We start from the raw sequence: 15,616 nt of genomic DNA on the forward strand, positions 1-15,616 counted from the left end.
TAAGCCTAAACGCTCATCGGGGAGTGTCCGCAACATTGGCGTCCTCCCTATCAGAGGTCGGGGAAATGGCGGGCGCGCGATCCGCCATCAGCAGGCCGCCCGCGCCATAATTTTCGATCGACAATTCGGTGATGTTGATCTGCACCGCAGCCGCCGGCTTCCCCAGCCGCTCTACGAGCGACTGGGTGATGTCAGCGACCAACGCGGCTTTCTGCTCGCGAGTGGCGCTTCCAGCCAGGCGGATGTCGACGAAAGGCATCAGACTTAGGCTTCCTCGTCCTGGAACCAGTGGGCGCGCGCGGCCATGATGATCTCATTGCCCTGCTCGTCCGACAGGCCATAGGCTGCCAATACGCCGCCCTTGTCCTCGCTGGCGTTGCTTTCCGACTTGCGGCGGCGCTGGTCGATGCGCTTCTTCTGCACCAGTTCGTCGGTGGCCAGATCGGCCAGATCGTCCAGCGTCTTGATGCCCGCCTTGCCCAGCGTCACCAGCATCGCTTCGGTCAGATGCGGCATTTCGGCCAGTGCATCTTCAACGCCCATCGCCTGCCGTTCTTCACGCGAAGCCGCTTCGCGCCGCTCCAGCGCTTCGAGTGCGCGGCTCTGCAATTCGCCTGCCAGATCGTCGTCGAAACCTTCGATCGAGGCCAGCTCGTCGATGCTGACATAGGCGACTTCTTCCAGCTCGCCAAAACCTTCGGCGACCAGCAGCTGCGACAGGGTTTCGTCCACGTCCAGTTCGTTCTGGAACAGTTCGGAACGCGACACGAATTCCTTCTGGCGCTTCTCGCTGGCGTCGGCTTCGGTCATGATGTCGATCGCCTTGCCGGTCAACTGGCTGGCGAGGCGGACATTCTGGCCGCGACGACCGATGGCGAGCGACAACTGATCGTCGGGGACGACCACTTCGATGCGTTCTTCTTCCTCGTCGATGACGACGCGGCTGACCTGTGCGGGTTGCAGCGCGTTGACCACGAAAGTCGCAGTATCTTCCGACCAGGGGATGATGTCGATCTTTTCGCCCTGCATTTCCTGCACGACGGCCTGCACGCGGCTGCCCTTCATGCCGACGCACGCGCCGACGGGATCGATGCTGCCGTCGCGGCTGATCACGCCGATCTTGGCGCGGCTGCCCGGATCGCGCGCCGCCGCCATGATGGTGATGACGCCATCATAGATTTCGGGGACTTCCTGCGCGAACAGCTTCTTCATGAATTCAGGGTGCGCGCGGGACAGGAAAATCTGCGGTCCACGATTTTCGCGGCGCACGTTCAGCACGACCGAACGGATGCGGTCGCCGACGCGGACAACTTCGCGCGGTATCTGCTGGTCGCGGCGAATGACGCCCTCGGCCCGGCCCAGATTGACGACGACATGGCCGAACTCGACCGACTTGACGACGCCGGTGATGATTTCACCCACGCGGTCCTTATATTCTTCATGCTGGCGCTCGCGCTCTGCGTCACGGACCTTCTGGAAGATGACCTGCTTGGCCGACTGGGCGTCGATGCGCCCCAGGTCGATAGGCGGCAGCGGATCGACGATGAAATCGCCGACGATCGCGTCCTTCTTCAGCTTCTGCGCGGCCTTGATATCGACCTGCTTGAAATAATCCTCGACCACATCGACCACTTCGACCACGCGCCACAGGCGCAGATCGCCCGTTTCGGGGTCCAGCTTTGCACGGATGTCGTTTTCAGCGCCGTAGCGCGCACGCGCGGCGCGCTGAATGGCGTCTTCCATCGCCTCGATGACGATGGCCTTGTCGATCATCTTTTCCGACGCCACCGAATTGGCGATGGCGATCAGTTCGGCCCTGTTGGCGGAAATGGCGTTGGCCATGGAAAGAACCCTTATCCTTCGGTTTCGATATCGTCCGCGCCCTCGGAGGACAACGGCATGGTAGCAGAAATTAATGCGTCGGTCAGCACCAGCTTGGCCCCGTCGATCAGCGCGAAGGGGATGACGACCGCACCCGCCTTGGTATCGGTAAACAGGACGCCGTCGCTGTCGTCGACACCGCCCAACATGCCCTTGAACGTCTTGCGACCCTCGACGGCTTCGGTCACGGTGATCCGTGCTTCGAACCCGCCCCATTCGACGAAATCATGCAGGCGAGTCAGCGGCCGGTCGATGCCGGGCGAACTGACTTCCAGCCGATAGGCTTCCTCGATCGGATCGGCTTCGTCCATGACGTCCGACAGCCGACGCGACAGGGCGGCGCAATCCTCGATCACCAACTGCTTGGTTTCGGGGCGCTCTGCCATGATCTGGAGCGTGCGTTCGTCGCCCGACCCGAACAGCTTGATCCGCACGAGGTCAAAGCCCAAAGCCTTCACCTCAGGTTCGATCAGCGCAGTCAGTGCGGCGATGTCCGCCATGCAATCTCCGAAAAACAAATAAGCAGTTCCGCCGTTGCCGCAGGCGTTTCACCTGCGACCCTGACATGTTTGACGATGTAAGGAAGCAATCTCGATATAGGCGGGGTGCAGGGAATCTGCAACATTATTCGTTCTGATCCATTATGGCAGGCAACAGACGCCCCGACAGCCGCCATTTATCAGAGACACAGATGCGCCGCCTTCCCCTTGCCGCCCTGCCCCTCATCCTCATTGCCTGTTCGGCAGACAACGCCACGGGCCAGAACGCGGCCACGCCCGCGCCCAAACCCTTCGCCACGGCCACCATCGCCGATTTCGATTCGCCCTGGGCGATGACCTTCCTGCCGGACGGGCGCGCGCTGGTGACGGAAAAGAAGGGCGAGATGATCCTGTTCGATCCCAAAAACGGCACGAAGATCCCCGTCGCGGGCATCCCGGCCGTCGATTCTGCCGGTCAGGGCGCGTTGATGGACGTGGTGCTGTCCCCGAATTTCGCCAGGGACAAGGCCGTCTATTTCAGCTTTTCGGAGGCGCGCGAGGGCGTGAAGGGCGTGGCATTGGCCAAGGGCATGTTCGCGCAGGCCAGCGACGGCACGACCAGCCTGACCAAGGTGCAGACCCTCTTCCGCGCCACCCCCTATGTCGAGGGGAACGGCCATTATTCGGGCCGCATCGCTTTTTCGCCCGATGGCAAATATCTGTTCTTCACCAATGGCGAGCGGCAGAAATTCGACCCCGCGCAAGACCCCAAATCGACATTGGGCAAAGTGCTGCGCCTGAACCTGGACGGCACCCCGGCTGCGGGCAATCCGCTGGCGGCCAAAGGCTTCAACCCGGCCATCTGGTCCTACGGCCATCGCAATCTGTTGGGCATCGCCTTCGACGGCGAAGGCCGCCTGTGGGAACAGGAAATGGGGCCGAAGGGCGGCGATGAAGTCAACCTGATCAAGCCAGGCCTCAACTATGGCTATCCCAAAGTGTCGAACGGCAGCCATTATGACGGCCGCGACATTCCCGACCATGCGCCCAGCGACGGCTTCGAAGCACCCAAGGTCAGTTGGAACCCGGTCATCTCGCCGGGCGGCCTGCTCTATTATTCGGGCAATCTGTTCCCGGCGTGGAAGGGATCGCTGTTCATCGGCGGCCTGTCGAGCAAGGCGCTGGTGCGCGTCAGGCTGGATGGCGAAAGCGCGGCCAAGGCCGACCAGTGGGACATGGGTGCGCGAATCCGCGATGTCGATCATGGACCGGACGGCGCGCTCTGGCTGCTGGAAGATGGTGCGGACGGATCGCAGGGACGGCTGCTGAAACTGACGCCTGCGAAGTGAAGCATCACCGACAGGCGCTTAACGCGTCACCCCGGACTTGATCCGGGGTCCCGCTTTCTCTCCAACGCCTGAAAAGAAAAGCGGGATGCCGGGTCAAGCCCGGCATGACGGAGGTTTGTGTGAATATTCTCAGACCAACCGGCTCTGCTTGACCGCCGCTTCGATGAAGCTGGCGAACAGCGGGTGCGGGTCGAAGGGTTTGGATTTCAATTCCGGGTGGAATTGCACGCCCACGAACCAGGGATGGTCGGGCCGCTCGACGATTTCGGGCAACATGCCGTCCGGCGACATGCCCGAAAAGATCAGGCCACCCTTTTCCAGCGGCTCGCGATAACCCGCGTTGACTTCATAGCGATGGCGATGCCGTTCGCTGATCTCGCTTGCGCCATAGACGCCCGCGACCACGCTGTTGCCCGCAAGTTTCGCCGGATAAGCGCCCAGCCGCATCGTCCCGCCCAGATCGGTGTCGGCGGTCCGCTTTTGCAGGCCTTCCTTGCTCATCCATTCGGTGATCAGACCCACGACCGGTTCGGACGTTTCGCCAAATTCGGTGGTCGATGCCTTGACGATGCCCGCCGTGTTGCGCGCACCCTCGATGCAGGCCATCTGCATCCCCAGGCATATGCCAAAGAACGGCACGCCGCGTTCGCGCGCGAATTTGACCGACGCGATCTTGCCTTCGGACCCGCGCACGCCAAAGCCGCCGGGGACCAATATGCCGTGCATCGGCTCCAGCCGGGCAGCGATGTCCGCGCCCTCCCCTTCGAACAATTCGGCGTCGATCCACTTGACGTTGACCTTCACCCGGTTGGCCAGGCCACCATGATGCAGCGCTTCGTGCAGCGATTTATAAGCGTCCAGCAGGCCGACATATTTGCCGACCACGCCGATCGTTACTTCGCCTTCCGGGTTCTTGTGCCGGTCCATGATGTCGTCCCAGCGGGCGAGTTCTGGCACGGGCGCATCGGTGATGCCGAATGCGCGCAGCACTTCGGCGTCCAGACCTTCGGCATGATATTGCTGTGGCACGGCATAGATGCTGCTGGCGTCGAGCGCGGGGATGACCGCCTCAGGCCGGACGTTGCAGAACAAGGCGATCTTGCGCCGTTCGCTTTCGGGCAGCGGATGTTCGCACCGGCACAGCAATATGTCGGGCTGGATGCCCAGCGACGTCAGTTCGCGCACGCTATGCTGGGTCGGCTTGGTCTTCAGCTCGCCCGCCGCCGCGATATAGGGGACCAGCGTGACATGCACGAAGATCGACTGGCCGCGATCCAGATCATTATGCAGCTGGCGGATCGCTTCCATGAAGGGCAGCGATTCGATGTCACCCACCGTCCCGCCGATTTCGCACAGGACGAAATCGATGTCGTCGGTATCGGCCAGCGCGAACGCCTTGATCTCGTCCGTGACATGCGGAATGACCTGCACCGTCGCGCCCAGATAGTCGCCGCGCCGTTCCTTGGTGATGATCGTCTGATAGACGCGACCCTGCGTCACATTGTCGCTCTGCCGCGCGGAAACGCCGGTAAAGCGCTCATAATGGCCCAGGTCCAGGTCCGTTTCCGCACCATCGTCGGTCACATAGACTTCGCCATGCTGATAGGGCGACATCGTGCCAGGATCGACGTTGAGATAGGGGTCGAATTTCCGAATGCGGACGCGATAGCCACGCGCTTGCAGCAATGCTGCAAGGGATGCGGCCATGAGGCCTTTTCCAAGCGAGGAGACCACGCCGCCGGTGATGAATATATACCGCGCCATGGGGAAAGAGGCTTAGCCTTTCAGGACAACAAAGGGCAAGCGCGCGAATCCACGCACGCTTAAATAAAGATCGAACGATCGGTGAGGCGTTTAGTTAGCGAGCGGAACCGCGCCGTTGGCCGCGCTGGCGTTGCTGGCCGATTCGGCAGCCCCGGCCAGCGGATCGGCATTGCCGGTCGCGGGCGCACCCTGCGCCGCAGGTGCCTGACGCACCAGCGACGTGTCGATGTCGCTGGGAGCATGACGCACCGACGCAATCACCGCCATCACGATCGACAGGGTGACGAAGATAGTCGCCAGCACCGTGGTCGATCGCGTGAGGAAATCCGCCGCGCCGCGCGCCGACATGAAGCCAGCCGGACTGCCACCCACGCCCAGCCCGCCGCCTTCCGACTTCTGCATCAGGATGACAGTGACCAGCAGGGCGGCGATGATCGCCTGCACGACGAGGAGGAAAGTGAACATGCGAGCGGTTTCTGTCCGGTAATGAAAGTGCGTTGCCGCGCACATAGCGACGAAGGTGCGCGGGGGCAACCGCCGCTGCACCGCTATCCTGATTCATCCTCCCCTCGCAGGGGAGGTGGCTGGCCAAAGGCCAGACGGAGGGGTGTCCTGCTATCGACAGGGTGACACCCCTCCACCACTTCGTGGTCCCCCTCCCCCGCCGGGGGAGGAATTAAGCCGTTTACCCCACAGCCGCAGCAGCCGCCGCGATCACCGGCGCAAATTTCGCTGCCGTCAGGCTCGCGCCGCCGACCAGCCCGCCATCGACATCGGCAATGGCCATCAATTCGGCCGCGTTGTCGCCATTCATCGACCCGCCATAGAGGATGCGCATCCCCTGCGCTTCGTCGCCGATCCGGCTAACCAGCTCCGCGCGCAGCGCCGCGTGCATGGTCGCGACTGCCTCCATCGTGGGGATGCGGCCGGTGCCGATCGCCCAGATCGGTTCATAGGCAATCGCCAGCCAGTCCGCCGCCGCGCCTTGGGGCAGCGACGCCAGCAACTGCGCCGACACGACCGCTTCAGCGTCACCCGCGTCCCGCACGTCCAGGCTTTCACCCACGCACAATATGACGTTCAGCCCCGCCGCCTTGGCCGTCAGCGCCTTGGCCGCAACGTCCGCGTCGGTTTCGGCCTGGTCCTGCCGCCGTTCGCTATGGCCCACGATGGTCCAGCTTGCGCCTGCCTGCGCCAACATCGCGGCGGACAGGCATCCGGTATGCGCGCCATTGCCATTCTGGTGGCAATCCTGCGCGCCAATGAAAGCGCCGCCCCTGCGCGCGTCCGCCGCGCCGATCAGCGTCGCGGGCAGGCACAGGCCCACTTCCACCGCCGGATGCGCCGCCGCCACGCTGCCGATCGCCTCGACATCGTCCAGTTGGGCCAAAAGGCCGTTCATCTTCCAGTTGCCGACAACCAGCTTGCGCCTGCCCATTGAATGATTTCCCTCTTTAACCTGTGGGTTGTTATTGCTGCACGTCACCCCGCCAGCCTTCCGCCGCCGCGTCTGTACGCAGCGTCTCCCCGGAAGATCATCGGGACTGTCATGGCCGATGAACGGCGTTCGCGCATTTGTCCAGTGATAGCCTTGCCGCCGCGCCGTTCGGCGCTTAAAGCACCCGCAATCCTGCCTGTAGTTCGGACATTTTCATGCTTGCTGTCTTTCGTCGCTTCATCAAATCCAGGTTCGGCGCGATCATCGCGGTTCTGTTTCTGGCCGTCATCGCGGGCGCTTTCGTCCTTGGCGACCTGACCAGCGGCCAGTTCGGTAGCACGTTGGGCGGCGGCGGTACGGCGGCAAAGGCCAATGGCCAGAAACTGTCCCAGACCGAATTTCAGGACCGGGTGCAGCGGGTGTTCGAAAATGCCCGCCGATCCAACCCGGCGCTGACCATCGGCGAATTTTTCGCGCAGGGCGGCGCGACCCAGGTGTTCGATCAGCTGGTCGCCTCGCTCTCGCTGCGCGCCTTTGCCGATGATCAGGGCGTGCATATTTCCAAGCGGCTGGTCGATGCGCAGATTGCGCAGATCCCCGCCTTTCAGGATGCGGCGGGCAATTTCAGCCAGGATAATTTCCGCCAGCTTCTGGTCCGCGAACGGCTGACCGAACAGGCGTTGCGCGATGACATCAGCCGCGAAATCCTCCAGCGGCAATTGCTGGGTCCGGTGGGGCTTGGCGTCAAACTGTCCGACTCCATGGTGCTGCCCTATGCCTCGCTGCTGCTCGAAGCGCGGCAAGGCACGATCGCGGCGATCCCGGCCGTCGCCTTTCTGGATGACAAGGCACCGACCGACGCGCAACTGGCCGATTATTACAAGCGCAACGCGGACCGCTTCACCATAGCTGAGCAGCGCCGCATCCGCTATGCCGTGATCGACGCGGAACGCTTTGCGCAGGCGTCGCAACCGACCGACGCGGACATTGCCGCCGCCTATAATCAGAACAAGGCCAGCTACGCCGCCAAACAGACCCGCAATGTCGAGCAACTGGTGCTGCCGACGCAGGCAGCGGCCAAGGCGGTGGCCGATCAGGTGAAGGGCGGCAAAACGCTGTCCGCCGCCGCGCAGGGCGCTGGCCTTGCCGTCGCCACCCTGTCGGACCAGAGCCAGTCGGCGCTGACCACCGCAGCGGGCAAGGCTGTGGCCGACGCTGCCTTTGCCACAAAGCAGGGCGATCTGGCCGGGCCGGTGCGCGGGTCGCTGGGCTGGGTGTTGCTGCGCGTTACCGCGATCAACCAGACCCCTGCCCGTCCGCTGGCCGCCGTGCGCGATGAACTCGTCGCCACCCTGCGCGTGCAGAAGGAAAAATCGCTGCTGACCGAATTTACCGGCAAGCTGGAGGACGCGATTGCCGATGGCGGCACCTTCGACGAAGTGGTCAAGGATAATGGGCTGAAGCTGGAAACCAGCCCGCTGCTGCTCGCTACCGGCAAGCAGGTGGAGGATCAGGCCTATGTCGTCCCCGCCGATGTGCAGCCTTTGCTTGCCCCCGCCTTTGCCATGAGCGCGGACGATGATGCGCAACTGGTGCCGATCACGCCCGACAAGCGCTATGCGCTGATTGCGCCGGGCGACATTGTTGCCGCCGCCCCGCCGCCGCTGGCCAAGGTCAAGCCGATCGTGCAGGCGCAGTATAAGCTCAATCAGGGTAACGAGAAGGCGAAGAAGCTGGCCGAGGATATCCGGGCCAAGGTCGCCAAGGGCATGAAACTGGCCGACGCCATTGCCGCTGCCGGGGTCAAGCTGCCCGCGCCGCAGGTGCTGGGCGGTCGTCGCGCCGACATCATGCGCGGGGAACAACGTCCCCCCGCCGAAGTCGCCATTCTCTTTTCGATGGCGGCCAACACGGTCAAAACGCTGCCGATCGGTCAGGATCGCGGCTATTTCGTCGTGCAGTTGAACGCCATCAAGCGCGGCGATGCCAAGGGTCAGCCGCAATTGCTGGCACAGGTGCGCGACCAGCTGGGCGAAGTGGTCGGCCAGGAATATGGCCAGCAATTCGAACGCGCCGTCGAAAAGCATCTGGGCGTCACTCGCAATGCGCAGGCCGTTGCCGACCTGCGCAAGGCGCTGGCCGCCAACAATAGCGGCGAACAGTAAGATGGTCGCGGTTGCAGGAGACGGCGTCGCAACGGCGCGCGCGGCCTTGGCGCGGGGCGAATCCGCGCTGGTGTGGCGGCGGCAGATCGCCGACACCGACACGCCGATTTCCGCCGCTCTGAAACTGTTCCAGGCCGATCGCGGCGACTTCCTGCTGGAATCGGTGGAGGGCGGCGCAGTGCGTGGCCGCCACAGCCTGATCGGCTTGGCCCCCGATCTGGTGTTCCGGGCCGAAGGGCAGAAAGCGGAAATCAACCGCAACTGGGCGACCGATGCTACCGCCTTCACTCCGCTCAATGGCGGCGCGCTGGACGAATTGCGCGCGCTGGTCGCCGAATGTCGCGCGGAACTTGATCCCGCGCTGCCCGCCGCGCTTGCCTGCCTCGTGGGCTATTTCGGCTATGAAACCGTGGGCTTGGTCGAAAAACTCCCTCGCCCCGCGCCCAATGACATCGCGCTGCCCGACATGCTGTTCGTGCGCCCCACCGTCATATTGGTGTTCGACCGGCTGGCCGACGTGCTGTATCTGGTCGCGCCGGTGTGGAAGGGCAGCTTTGCCGACGCCGACCGCGCGGTGGAAGATGCGCTGGAACGGATCGACGCCACTGCCGCCCGCCTCGCCGCCCCGCTGCCCGCAACGCCTGCGCCCGTCGATATTGCCGATGTCGCGGTAACGCCGGTGCTGGAACCGGGCCGCTATGCCGCGATGGTGGAAAAGGCGAAGGACTATATCGTTGCGGGCGACATATTTCAGGTCGTCGTGGCGCAACGCTTCACCAGCCCCTTCACCCTGCCGCCGATCGCCCTCTATCGTGCGTTACGGCGCATCAATCCCTCGCCCTTCCTCTATTATCTCGACCTGCCCGGCTTTGCGCTGATCGGTTCCAGCCCCGAAATTCTGGTCCGCGCACGCGACGGCGAAGTCACGATCCGCCCGATCGCAGGCACTCGCCCCCGTGGCCGTAATGCAGTAGAGGACGCCGCCAACCGCGAAAGCCTGCTCACCGATCCCAAGGAACGGGCCGAACATCTCATGCTGCTCGACCTTGGCCGCAACGATGTCGGCCGGGTCGCCACCGCTGGCAGCGTGACCGTGACGGAAAGCTATACCGTCGAATTTTACAGCCATGTCATGCACATCGTGTCCAACGTGGTCGGCCGCCTGTCACCGGACAAGGACGCCATCGACGCCCTGTTCGCCGGCTTCCCCGCTGGCACCGTGTCGGGCGCACCCAAAGTCCGCGCATGTCAGATCATCGCCGAACTGGAACCCGAAACGCGCGGTGCCTATGCTGGCGGGGTCGGCTATTTCAGCCCGGACGGCAATATGGACAGCTGCATCGTCCTGCGCACCGCGGTGCTGAAGGATGGCGTCATGCATGTGCAGGCAGGCGCAGGCATCGTCGCGGATTCCGACCCCGACTATGAACAGCGCGAATGCGAAGCCAAGAGCGGCGCGCTCCTCGCCGCCGCTCGCGAAGCCGTGGCATTGGCACAGACAAGCGGCTACGGCCAGTAAGGCGCCCTACCCCGTCATCCCAGCGAAAGCTGGGATCTCACTTCTTCTTCGGCGGTCGAAAGAACAATGAGATGCCAGCATTCGCTGGCATGACGAAAGTGGGGAGTCACCGACACCCACGCCATCCCGTCGCGCCCCGCTCCGCCTGATCCAGGTGGAAATGATCCTTGTGCGCGGCATTATAGTCGGGCGACAGCACGGTCGAAAACAGATCGCACGCCCCGTCCCGCACCGCGCGCAGAAATTCCGCGTCGCGCGCCTTGCCGTCCCAGTCGTTCAGCACGCTGACCTGCCGCCCGTCGGCCAGCACGAACGCGGCGATGTCGATCGCGTCGGCGGTCGCATGTTCGCTAAAATCGCCCTGACTGCGCCCGTTGATCCGCCGACAGCTATAGCTGCCGAAATGCCGCATGGAGGCCACTTGCTGCCCATAGATGCGTTGTGCGGCAGGCTGCACCACCTGCCATTCCCATAGCTTGATTGCCGCCACCACCGGGCAGGATGGCGCAACCGACGCGGGCGACAGCGCAATCGCCCCATCCTCCCGCCGTAACCGGACCGCATCGGCAAAGGCGCATTGGTCCTTTCCCCCCGCCGCCACCGCGACATGCGCCACGCCCGCCTGCTCCAGCAACGCCAGGCATTGCGCCCGCTCCCCGGTCAGCTCCGCCAGCTTGCGCCCGGTGAACAGCCCGACCGGCTGGCCCAGGTCCAGCGCCGTCCACGGCATATCCTGTGGCCGCCGCTGCACCACGGCATAGCCCAGCAGCAACAGGGCCAGAAAACCGCCCCAGATCAGGCAGCGACGAAGGATCAGGTGCAGGCGACGCATCCCCTAACCACGCCGGGCGCGGGCCAAAGGTTCCGACGTGACGGGATAGCCCAGATGATCGGGGATGCACAAATGCCGCTCGCCATCACGATCCTCCATCCACGGACGGACCTTGTCGACCGGATGCGCGGCGGCATGAGCGACGATCTCGGCATGGCTGCGCCCCAGCGCCAGCCGTTCCAGATTGCGCCGCGTGGGAAAGATCACATGCCCATCCCCCGCGTCGCACCGCGCCAGCGTCTCGGCGGCGCTGGCCCAGAACAGCCGCACATTCTCGGTCGCATCCACGCTCGCATCCTGCCCGTCGGGCGCGCGGACGATATAGAAGCGCGTGTCATAGACGCGGATCGCCCGCTCGCGCGGCGCGGGATGCCACCGGGCGAAAGGGGTGAACTGGTCCAGCGCCAGCATCAACCCATGGCCGTCGAGCAGATCGCCCAGCATCGCCCCCGCCAGCAACCCCGCCCGGACCGCCGCGACACCCGCCGCATCGACTGCGCCGGTCAGCCCCACGCCCAGCCCGCTTTCCTCGATCGTCTCGCGCACCACCGCGATCCGCGCTGCCGCCTCGTCCGGGTCCAGCCCATGGGCGATCCGCGCCGCCAGCATGTGGTCCGACGGATCGACTGCTCCACCGGGGAACACCAACGCACCGGCGGCAAAAACCATGGTCGATGCGCGTTCCATCATCAATATCTCAGGCGGCCCATCGGCCCGGTCGCGCACGATCACCACCGTCGCGGCGGCACGCCCCGCATCATCCAAATCCATCATGGCCCAAGTCTAGGCCCGTTGCCGCCCTGCGGTAAAGCCCGCCATGGGAATCGCTAATCCACCGCGATCCCCTGCGCCGCCAGCCAGTCGCGCACCAGGGCCAGTGCGCCTTCATGCCGTTTCCACCGCGCCACGGCGTCGGCGTTGATCGGCTGGCGCACCTGCGCCGCGCTCGGCGTCGCCACCGCTGCGCTATTTTCGTGGAACGACAGGCAGGCCGCGTCCCAATCCAGCCCGCAATGGGCCAGCATCGCGCGCGTCTGCCCCTCCTGATCCGCCACCAGCGCCTCATAGGACAGTGCCAGCAACCGCCCCGGAAACAGCCGTTCCCACATCGCCATCAGCCGGTCGAACCGCACATAGTAACGCGCAATGTCCATCAGGTCGTAGCTATAGGCATAATAGGTCGACTGGCTGGCGAACAGATTTTTATAATTGCTCCACAGCGTATCCATCGGGTGCCGCCGCAGGCACACCACCCGCGCATCGGGCAGGCTGTGCAATATATGGCCGATATACAGGAAGTTGGCGGGCAGCTTGTCGACGAAGCGCGCCTTGCCCTCCGGCCGGTGGTGGCTCGCCCGCGCCAGATAGGCCCGCCCCATCGCCGCCGGGTCCGCCGCCCCGCTTGCGACTATCGTCTCCGCGTCGATCACCAACCGTGACCGCGTGCCGGAAAGCTGCTTCACCGCCAGCGGCATCGCCTGCAACTCGCCCGCCGATGCAACCTGTGGATGGGACGACAGTATACGGTCAACCAAAGTGGTCCCGGTGCGCGGCATCCCGGTGACGAAAATCGGCGCGTCCCCGCAGTCATGGCCAACGCCCCAGCCCGATGGCGGCCCATCCCTAAACAGCCGATCGATCGCATCGAAAATCGCTGCATCCTGCGCGAAGTCATAGCCGATCGTCTGCTTGTGCGCCGCATTGGCCGCCGACAGATGCGCGAACGCCTGCGCCCCGTTGCCCATATCCTCATGGCTCTTGGCCAGCGCATAGCGGATGCGCAGCACATCCTCGGCCCGCGTCGCGCCTGCCAGCGCCGCCTCCAGTCGCGGCACCGGGTCCGCCTCCGCCCGCTGCCGCGCGAGCAGGCTCAGCGCATAATGCACCCGGCCATTGCCCGGATCGGCCGCCAATATCGCCTCATAATGGCCGCGCGCCGCATCGATTCGCCCGGTAAAACCGCACGCCGCCGCCAGATTATAGCGATAGTCCAGATTGTCCGGTTCGCGCTCCACCGCCCCTTCAAACGGCGCGACCGCCCCTTCATGATCGCCCAGCCGCACCAGCACGCAGCCGATCGTATCCAGCGTCATCGCGTCATCGGGTGCTTGCGCCATCGCCTCGCGCGCAGCCGCGCCCGCCTCGCCGTCGCGCCGCAGCAGGATCAACAGCCGGGCATAATGGGCCAGATGTTCCGCCGCCCGCCCCCGCGCGACCGCATGTTCGATCATCGGCAGCGCCTTGGCCACCTGTCCCGCCTCCGCCGCCGCGATCCCCAGCAGGAAATAGCCCGCCGGATCGTCCGGCCGCGCCTTCGCCAGTTGCTGCGCCGCCTGCGCCGCCCCCGCCAGATCGCCCCGCGCCAGCGCCGCGCGCGCCTGCGCCTCCAACGTCACGCCGTCCCCACGGTAAAGCCGACCACCCGTTCGATCATCCAGAAGCAGCCGACGATCCCCGCGCCATAGAGCGCCGCCTGCCGCACCCACTGGTCCCGGTCGAACAGCGCCGCCAATTTCATCACGCCCAGCACGCAGCCGACGAAGATCAACTGCCCCAGTTCGACCCCGCCATTGAAGAACAGCAGCCCGGACACGCGCTCATCGGGCGCAACGCCCAGTTCACGCAGCACCGTGGCAAACCCCAGCCCGTGCAGCAGCCCGAACCCTGCCACCACCGCGAGTTGCCGCCGCCGCGTGCGCGCATCGGGTTCATCGCCATGCGCGCGGATCGCTTCGCGCGCCATGAACGCTATCGACAGCGCGATAACCGCCTCCACCGGCGGCACCGGCACCGTGACCATATCGAAAAAGGCCAGCGCCAGACTGAGCGAATGACCGATCGTGAAGGTCGTCACCAGCGCCAGCAAAAACCGCCCCCGTGCCAGCAGACACAGGCATAGCACGAACGCCAGATGGTCCCACCCGCCCAATATATGGACGATCCCCTGCCATGTATATTCGGTCGCGATTTCCGGCAGCGCCCGCGTCCGCGCCGCCACCGCCCCGATCGGCAGCGCCAGCGTGTCGCCATCGGGCTGCAACGCCTGTTGCACCCGCGTGCCGGTGGCGGTGGACAGGAACGTGCCGCCATCCACGGCCCATGGCGTGACGATGGCATCGTCCGCCCGGATCGCCCGGTCGCACGCGATGCTGATGGCGTATCGCGTGACCGTCGCCTCGTTCAACCGCTCACGCGCCGTTTCCCGGCACCCGTCCGGCAGCCCCAGCGCCGCGTTGCTGGCCAGCACTGACGGCACCGACGCGCTGAGGTCAAGGCTGCCCGGTTCCATCCCCGGCTGGATCGCATAGTCGCCCACGCGAAACACATCGGCCTGCGCGGGCGCGGCGATCAGTGCGAGCAGCAGGATCGCCCAGCGCAGCATCATTGCTCCACCCGCACGCGATAGCCCTGTTCCAGTTTCTGCACTTCGGCCTCGACCAAAGTGCCGCTCTGCTCGCTCAGAAAATCCTGCTTCACCTGATCGCGCACCGCCGGATAGGGCAGCATGGCCGATGCTCCCCGGTCCCGCACCCGCGCGAAATGCCAGCCGCGCGTGGACTGGAGCGGGCCGATCCACTGGCCGGTCGGCGTCCTGTTCAACCTGTCGAGGAACGGCTGGCCGAACATGCCGCGCAGCATCGACACGCCATAATCGGGCAAATCATGCCCCATCCAGAAATCGTCGCCCTTCACCGTGCCACCCGCGTTCAGCCGCGCCAGCAGCGCAGGCGCATCGGCAGGCATTTTCTCGAAAAACACATGGTCCACCGACAGGCGCGGTTCGGCGCGATACAGGTCGCGATGCGCGGCATAATAGCCCATCAACTGATCCTCGCTCGGCTCGGCCGGCGCTCCCGCAATCAGGAAGCGCACCCGGTCGATCAGCCGCTGCTTGGTCGTCTTATCGGTCATGTGCATACCGCGATCCACCGCTTCGCGGAACAGCAGTTCGTCGGCGACATAATCATGGACCAGCTTGGCTTTGGCCGCTGCATCCGGCTTCTTGCCCGCCATCATTTCATAATCGTCGGACAGGCTTTTCTGCACCGACAATGGCACCTCGATCGTCTCGCGCCGCGCCGTCACCACCCAATAAAGCGCGAAGATCGCCCCCGCCACCAGCAGAAACACCAGAAACGGATCGCGCCCGGCAAAGACACGCAACGGAGCAGACAGACGGCGCATCAGC

Annotated in this window: 14 protein-coding genes; 3 read left to right on the top strand and 11 right to left on the bottom strand. The window is 64.7% G+C overall.

Features of this window, described 5'->3' with window-relative positions; all coding sequences use genetic code 11:
- Positions 1 to 13: 13 nt before the first annotated feature.
- From SPBM01_RS08125 to rimP, 3 genes are read right to left on the bottom strand one after another with little or no spacing between them, the layout of a single operon-like run.
- Complete coding sequence (locus tag SPBM01_RS08125; RefSeq protein ID WP_188064939.1) at positions 14 to 259, bottom strand: tautomerase family protein; 246 nt, start codon at positions 257 to 259, stop codon at positions 14 to 16.
- A 5-nt stretch (positions 260 to 264) separates the two neighbouring features.
- The gene (nusA, locus tag SPBM01_RS08130) at positions 265 to 1,842 is read right to left on the bottom strand and encodes a transcription termination factor NusA (protein ID WP_188064941.1); all 1,578 of its coding nucleotides are present in this window, start codon (positions 1,840 to 1,842) and stop codon (positions 265 to 267) included.
- 11 nt (positions 1,843 to 1,853) lie between these two features.
- Entirely contained in the window at positions 1,854 to 2,381 is a 528-nt protein-coding gene (rimP, locus tag SPBM01_RS08135) for a ribosome maturation protein RimP (protein WP_188064943.1), read from the bottom strand.
- Positions 2,382 to 2,572: 191 nt separating this feature from the next.
- Between rimP and SPBM01_RS08140 the strand changes: the two genes are divergently transcribed.
- Positions 2,573 to 3,709 carry a PQQ-dependent sugar dehydrogenase gene (locus SPBM01_RS08140; protein WP_188064944.1) on the top strand — a complete coding sequence of 379 codons (1,137 nt, stop codon included), beginning with the start codon at positions 2,573 to 2,575 and terminating at the stop codon, positions 3,707 to 3,709.
- A gap of 129 nt (positions 3,710 to 3,838) precedes the next feature.
- Here the strand turns inward: SPBM01_RS08140 and SPBM01_RS08145 are convergent, their stop codons facing one another.
- The 3 genes from SPBM01_RS08145 to tpiA form a co-directional block, all read right to left on the bottom strand.
- Entirely contained in the window at positions 3,839 to 5,473 is a 1,635-nt protein-coding gene (locus tag SPBM01_RS08145; RefSeq protein WP_188064947.1) for a CTP synthase, read from the bottom strand.
- A 90-nt stretch (positions 5,474 to 5,563) separates the two neighbouring features.
- Positions 5,564 to 5,938, bottom strand: coding sequence for a preprotein translocase subunit SecG (gene secG / locus SPBM01_RS08150; protein ID WP_188064949.1), 375 nt, complete (start codon positions 5,936 to 5,938; stop codon positions 5,564 to 5,566).
- A 220-nt stretch (positions 5,939 to 6,158) separates the two neighbouring features.
- Complete coding sequence (gene tpiA / locus SPBM01_RS08155; RefSeq protein WP_188064951.1) at positions 6,159 to 6,911, bottom strand: triose-phosphate isomerase; 753 nt, start codon at positions 6,909 to 6,911, stop codon at positions 6,159 to 6,161.
- Between the two features lie 215 nt (positions 6,912 to 7,126).
- On the opposite strand from tpiA, the gene SPBM01_RS08160 reads away from it, so the two are divergent.
- Together SPBM01_RS08160 and trpE are read left to right on the top strand one after the other, a co-directional pair.
- Positions 7,127 to 9,076 (top strand): peptidylprolyl isomerase, encoded by a 1,950-nt coding sequence (locus tag SPBM01_RS08160; protein ID WP_188064953.1) that lies wholly within the window; start codon positions 7,127 to 7,129, stop codon positions 9,074 to 9,076.
- Position 9,077: 1 nt separating this feature from the next.
- Positions 9,078 to 10,595, top strand: a complete 1,518-nt coding sequence (trpE, locus tag SPBM01_RS08165; protein WP_188064954.1) for an anthranilate synthase component I — start codon at positions 9,078 to 9,080, stop codon at positions 10,593 to 10,595.
- Between the two features lie 106 nt (positions 10,596 to 10,701).
- Here the strand turns inward: trpE and SPBM01_RS08170 are convergent, their stop codons facing one another.
- Genes SPBM01_RS08170 through SPBM01_RS08190 form a run of 5 tightly spaced genes read right to left on the bottom strand, consistent with a single transcriptional unit; the run spans position 10,702 to position 15,612 of the window.
- Positions 10,702 to 11,427: an extensin family protein gene (locus tag SPBM01_RS08170; RefSeq protein WP_188064956.1), complete on the bottom strand. Its 726-nt coding sequence runs from the start codon at positions 11,425 to 11,427 to the stop codon at positions 10,702 to 10,704.
- A 3-nt stretch (positions 11,428 to 11,430) separates the two neighbouring features.
- Complete coding sequence (locus SPBM01_RS08175; protein ID WP_188064958.1) at positions 11,431 to 12,201, bottom strand: NUDIX hydrolase; 771 nt, start codon at positions 12,199 to 12,201, stop codon at positions 11,431 to 11,433.
- 53 nt (positions 12,202 to 12,254) lie between these two features.
- On the bottom strand, positions 12,255 to 13,823 hold the full coding sequence (locus tag SPBM01_RS08180) for a tetratricopeptide repeat-containing sulfotransferase family protein (protein ID WP_188064959.1): 1,569 nt from the start codon (positions 13,821 to 13,823) through the stop codon (positions 12,255 to 12,257).
- Positions 13,820 to 14,812, bottom strand: coding sequence for a HupE/UreJ family protein (locus tag SPBM01_RS08185; protein ID WP_188064961.1), 993 nt, complete (start codon positions 14,810 to 14,812; stop codon positions 13,820 to 13,822). The genes SPBM01_RS08180 and SPBM01_RS08185 overlap by 4 nt, the downstream gene beginning before the upstream one ends.
- Entirely contained in the window at positions 14,809 to 15,612 is an 804-nt protein-coding gene (locus tag SPBM01_RS08190) for a peptidyl-prolyl cis-trans isomerase (protein ID WP_188064963.1), read from the bottom strand. Before SPBM01_RS08190 ends, SPBM01_RS08185 begins: the two co-directional genes overlap by 4 nt.
- Positions 15,613 to 15,616: the final 4 nt, after the last annotated feature.

It is taken from the genome of Sphingobium sp. KCTC 72723, assembly GCF_014280435.1.
GTDB lineage: Bacteria > Pseudomonadota > Alphaproteobacteria > Sphingomonadales > Sphingomonadaceae > Sphingobium.

What these genes read in the sequence shown, in the direction of transcription:
- SPBM01_RS08125 (WP_188064939.1), bottom strand. Translation starts at nt 259, where the DNA reads ATGCCTTTCGTCGACATCCGCCTGGCTGGAAGCGCCACTCGCGAGCAG.
- nusA (WP_188064941.1), bottom strand. Translation starts at nt 1,842, where the DNA reads ATGGCCAACGCCATTTCCGCCAACAGGGCCGAACTGATCGCCATCGCC.
- rimP (WP_188064943.1), bottom strand. Translation starts at nt 2,381, where the DNA reads ATGGCGGACATCGCCGCACTGACTGCGCTGATCGAACCTGAGGTGAAG.
- SPBM01_RS08140 (WP_188064944.1), top strand. Translation starts at nt 2,573, where the DNA reads ATGCGCCGCCTTCCCCTTGCCGCCCTGCCCCTCATCCTCATTGCCTGT.
- SPBM01_RS08145 (WP_188064947.1), bottom strand. Translation starts at nt 5,473, where the DNA reads ATGGCGCGGTATATATTCATCACCGGCGGCGTGGTCTCCTCGCTTGGA.
- secG (WP_188064949.1), bottom strand. Translation starts at nt 5,938, where the DNA reads ATGTTCACTTTCCTCCTCGTCGTGCAGGCGATCATCGCCGCCCTGCTG.
- tpiA (WP_188064951.1), bottom strand. Translation starts at nt 6,911, where the DNA reads ATGGGCAGGCGCAAGCTGGTTGTCGGCAACTGGAAGATGAACGGCCTT.
- SPBM01_RS08160 (WP_188064953.1), top strand. Translation starts at nt 7,127, where the DNA reads ATGCTTGCTGTCTTTCGTCGCTTCATCAAATCCAGGTTCGGCGCGATC.
- trpE (WP_188064954.1), top strand. Translation starts at nt 9,078, where the DNA reads ATGGTCGCGGTTGCAGGAGACGGCGTCGCAACGGCGCGCGCGGCCTTG.
- SPBM01_RS08170 (WP_188064956.1), bottom strand. Translation starts at nt 11,427, where the DNA reads ATGCGTCGCCTGCACCTGATCCTTCGTCGCTGCCTGATCTGGGGCGGT.
- SPBM01_RS08175 (WP_188064958.1), bottom strand. Translation starts at nt 12,201, where the DNA reads ATGATGGATTTGGATGATGCGGGGCGTGCCGCCGCGACGGTGGTGATC.
- SPBM01_RS08185 (WP_188064961.1), bottom strand. Translation starts at nt 14,812, where the DNA reads ATGATGCTGCGCTGGGCGATCCTGCTGCTCGCACTGATCGCCGCGCCC.
- SPBM01_RS08190 (WP_188064963.1), bottom strand. Translation starts at nt 15,612, where the DNA reads ATGCGCCGTCTGTCTGCTCCGTTGCGTGTCTTTGCCGGGCGCGATCCG.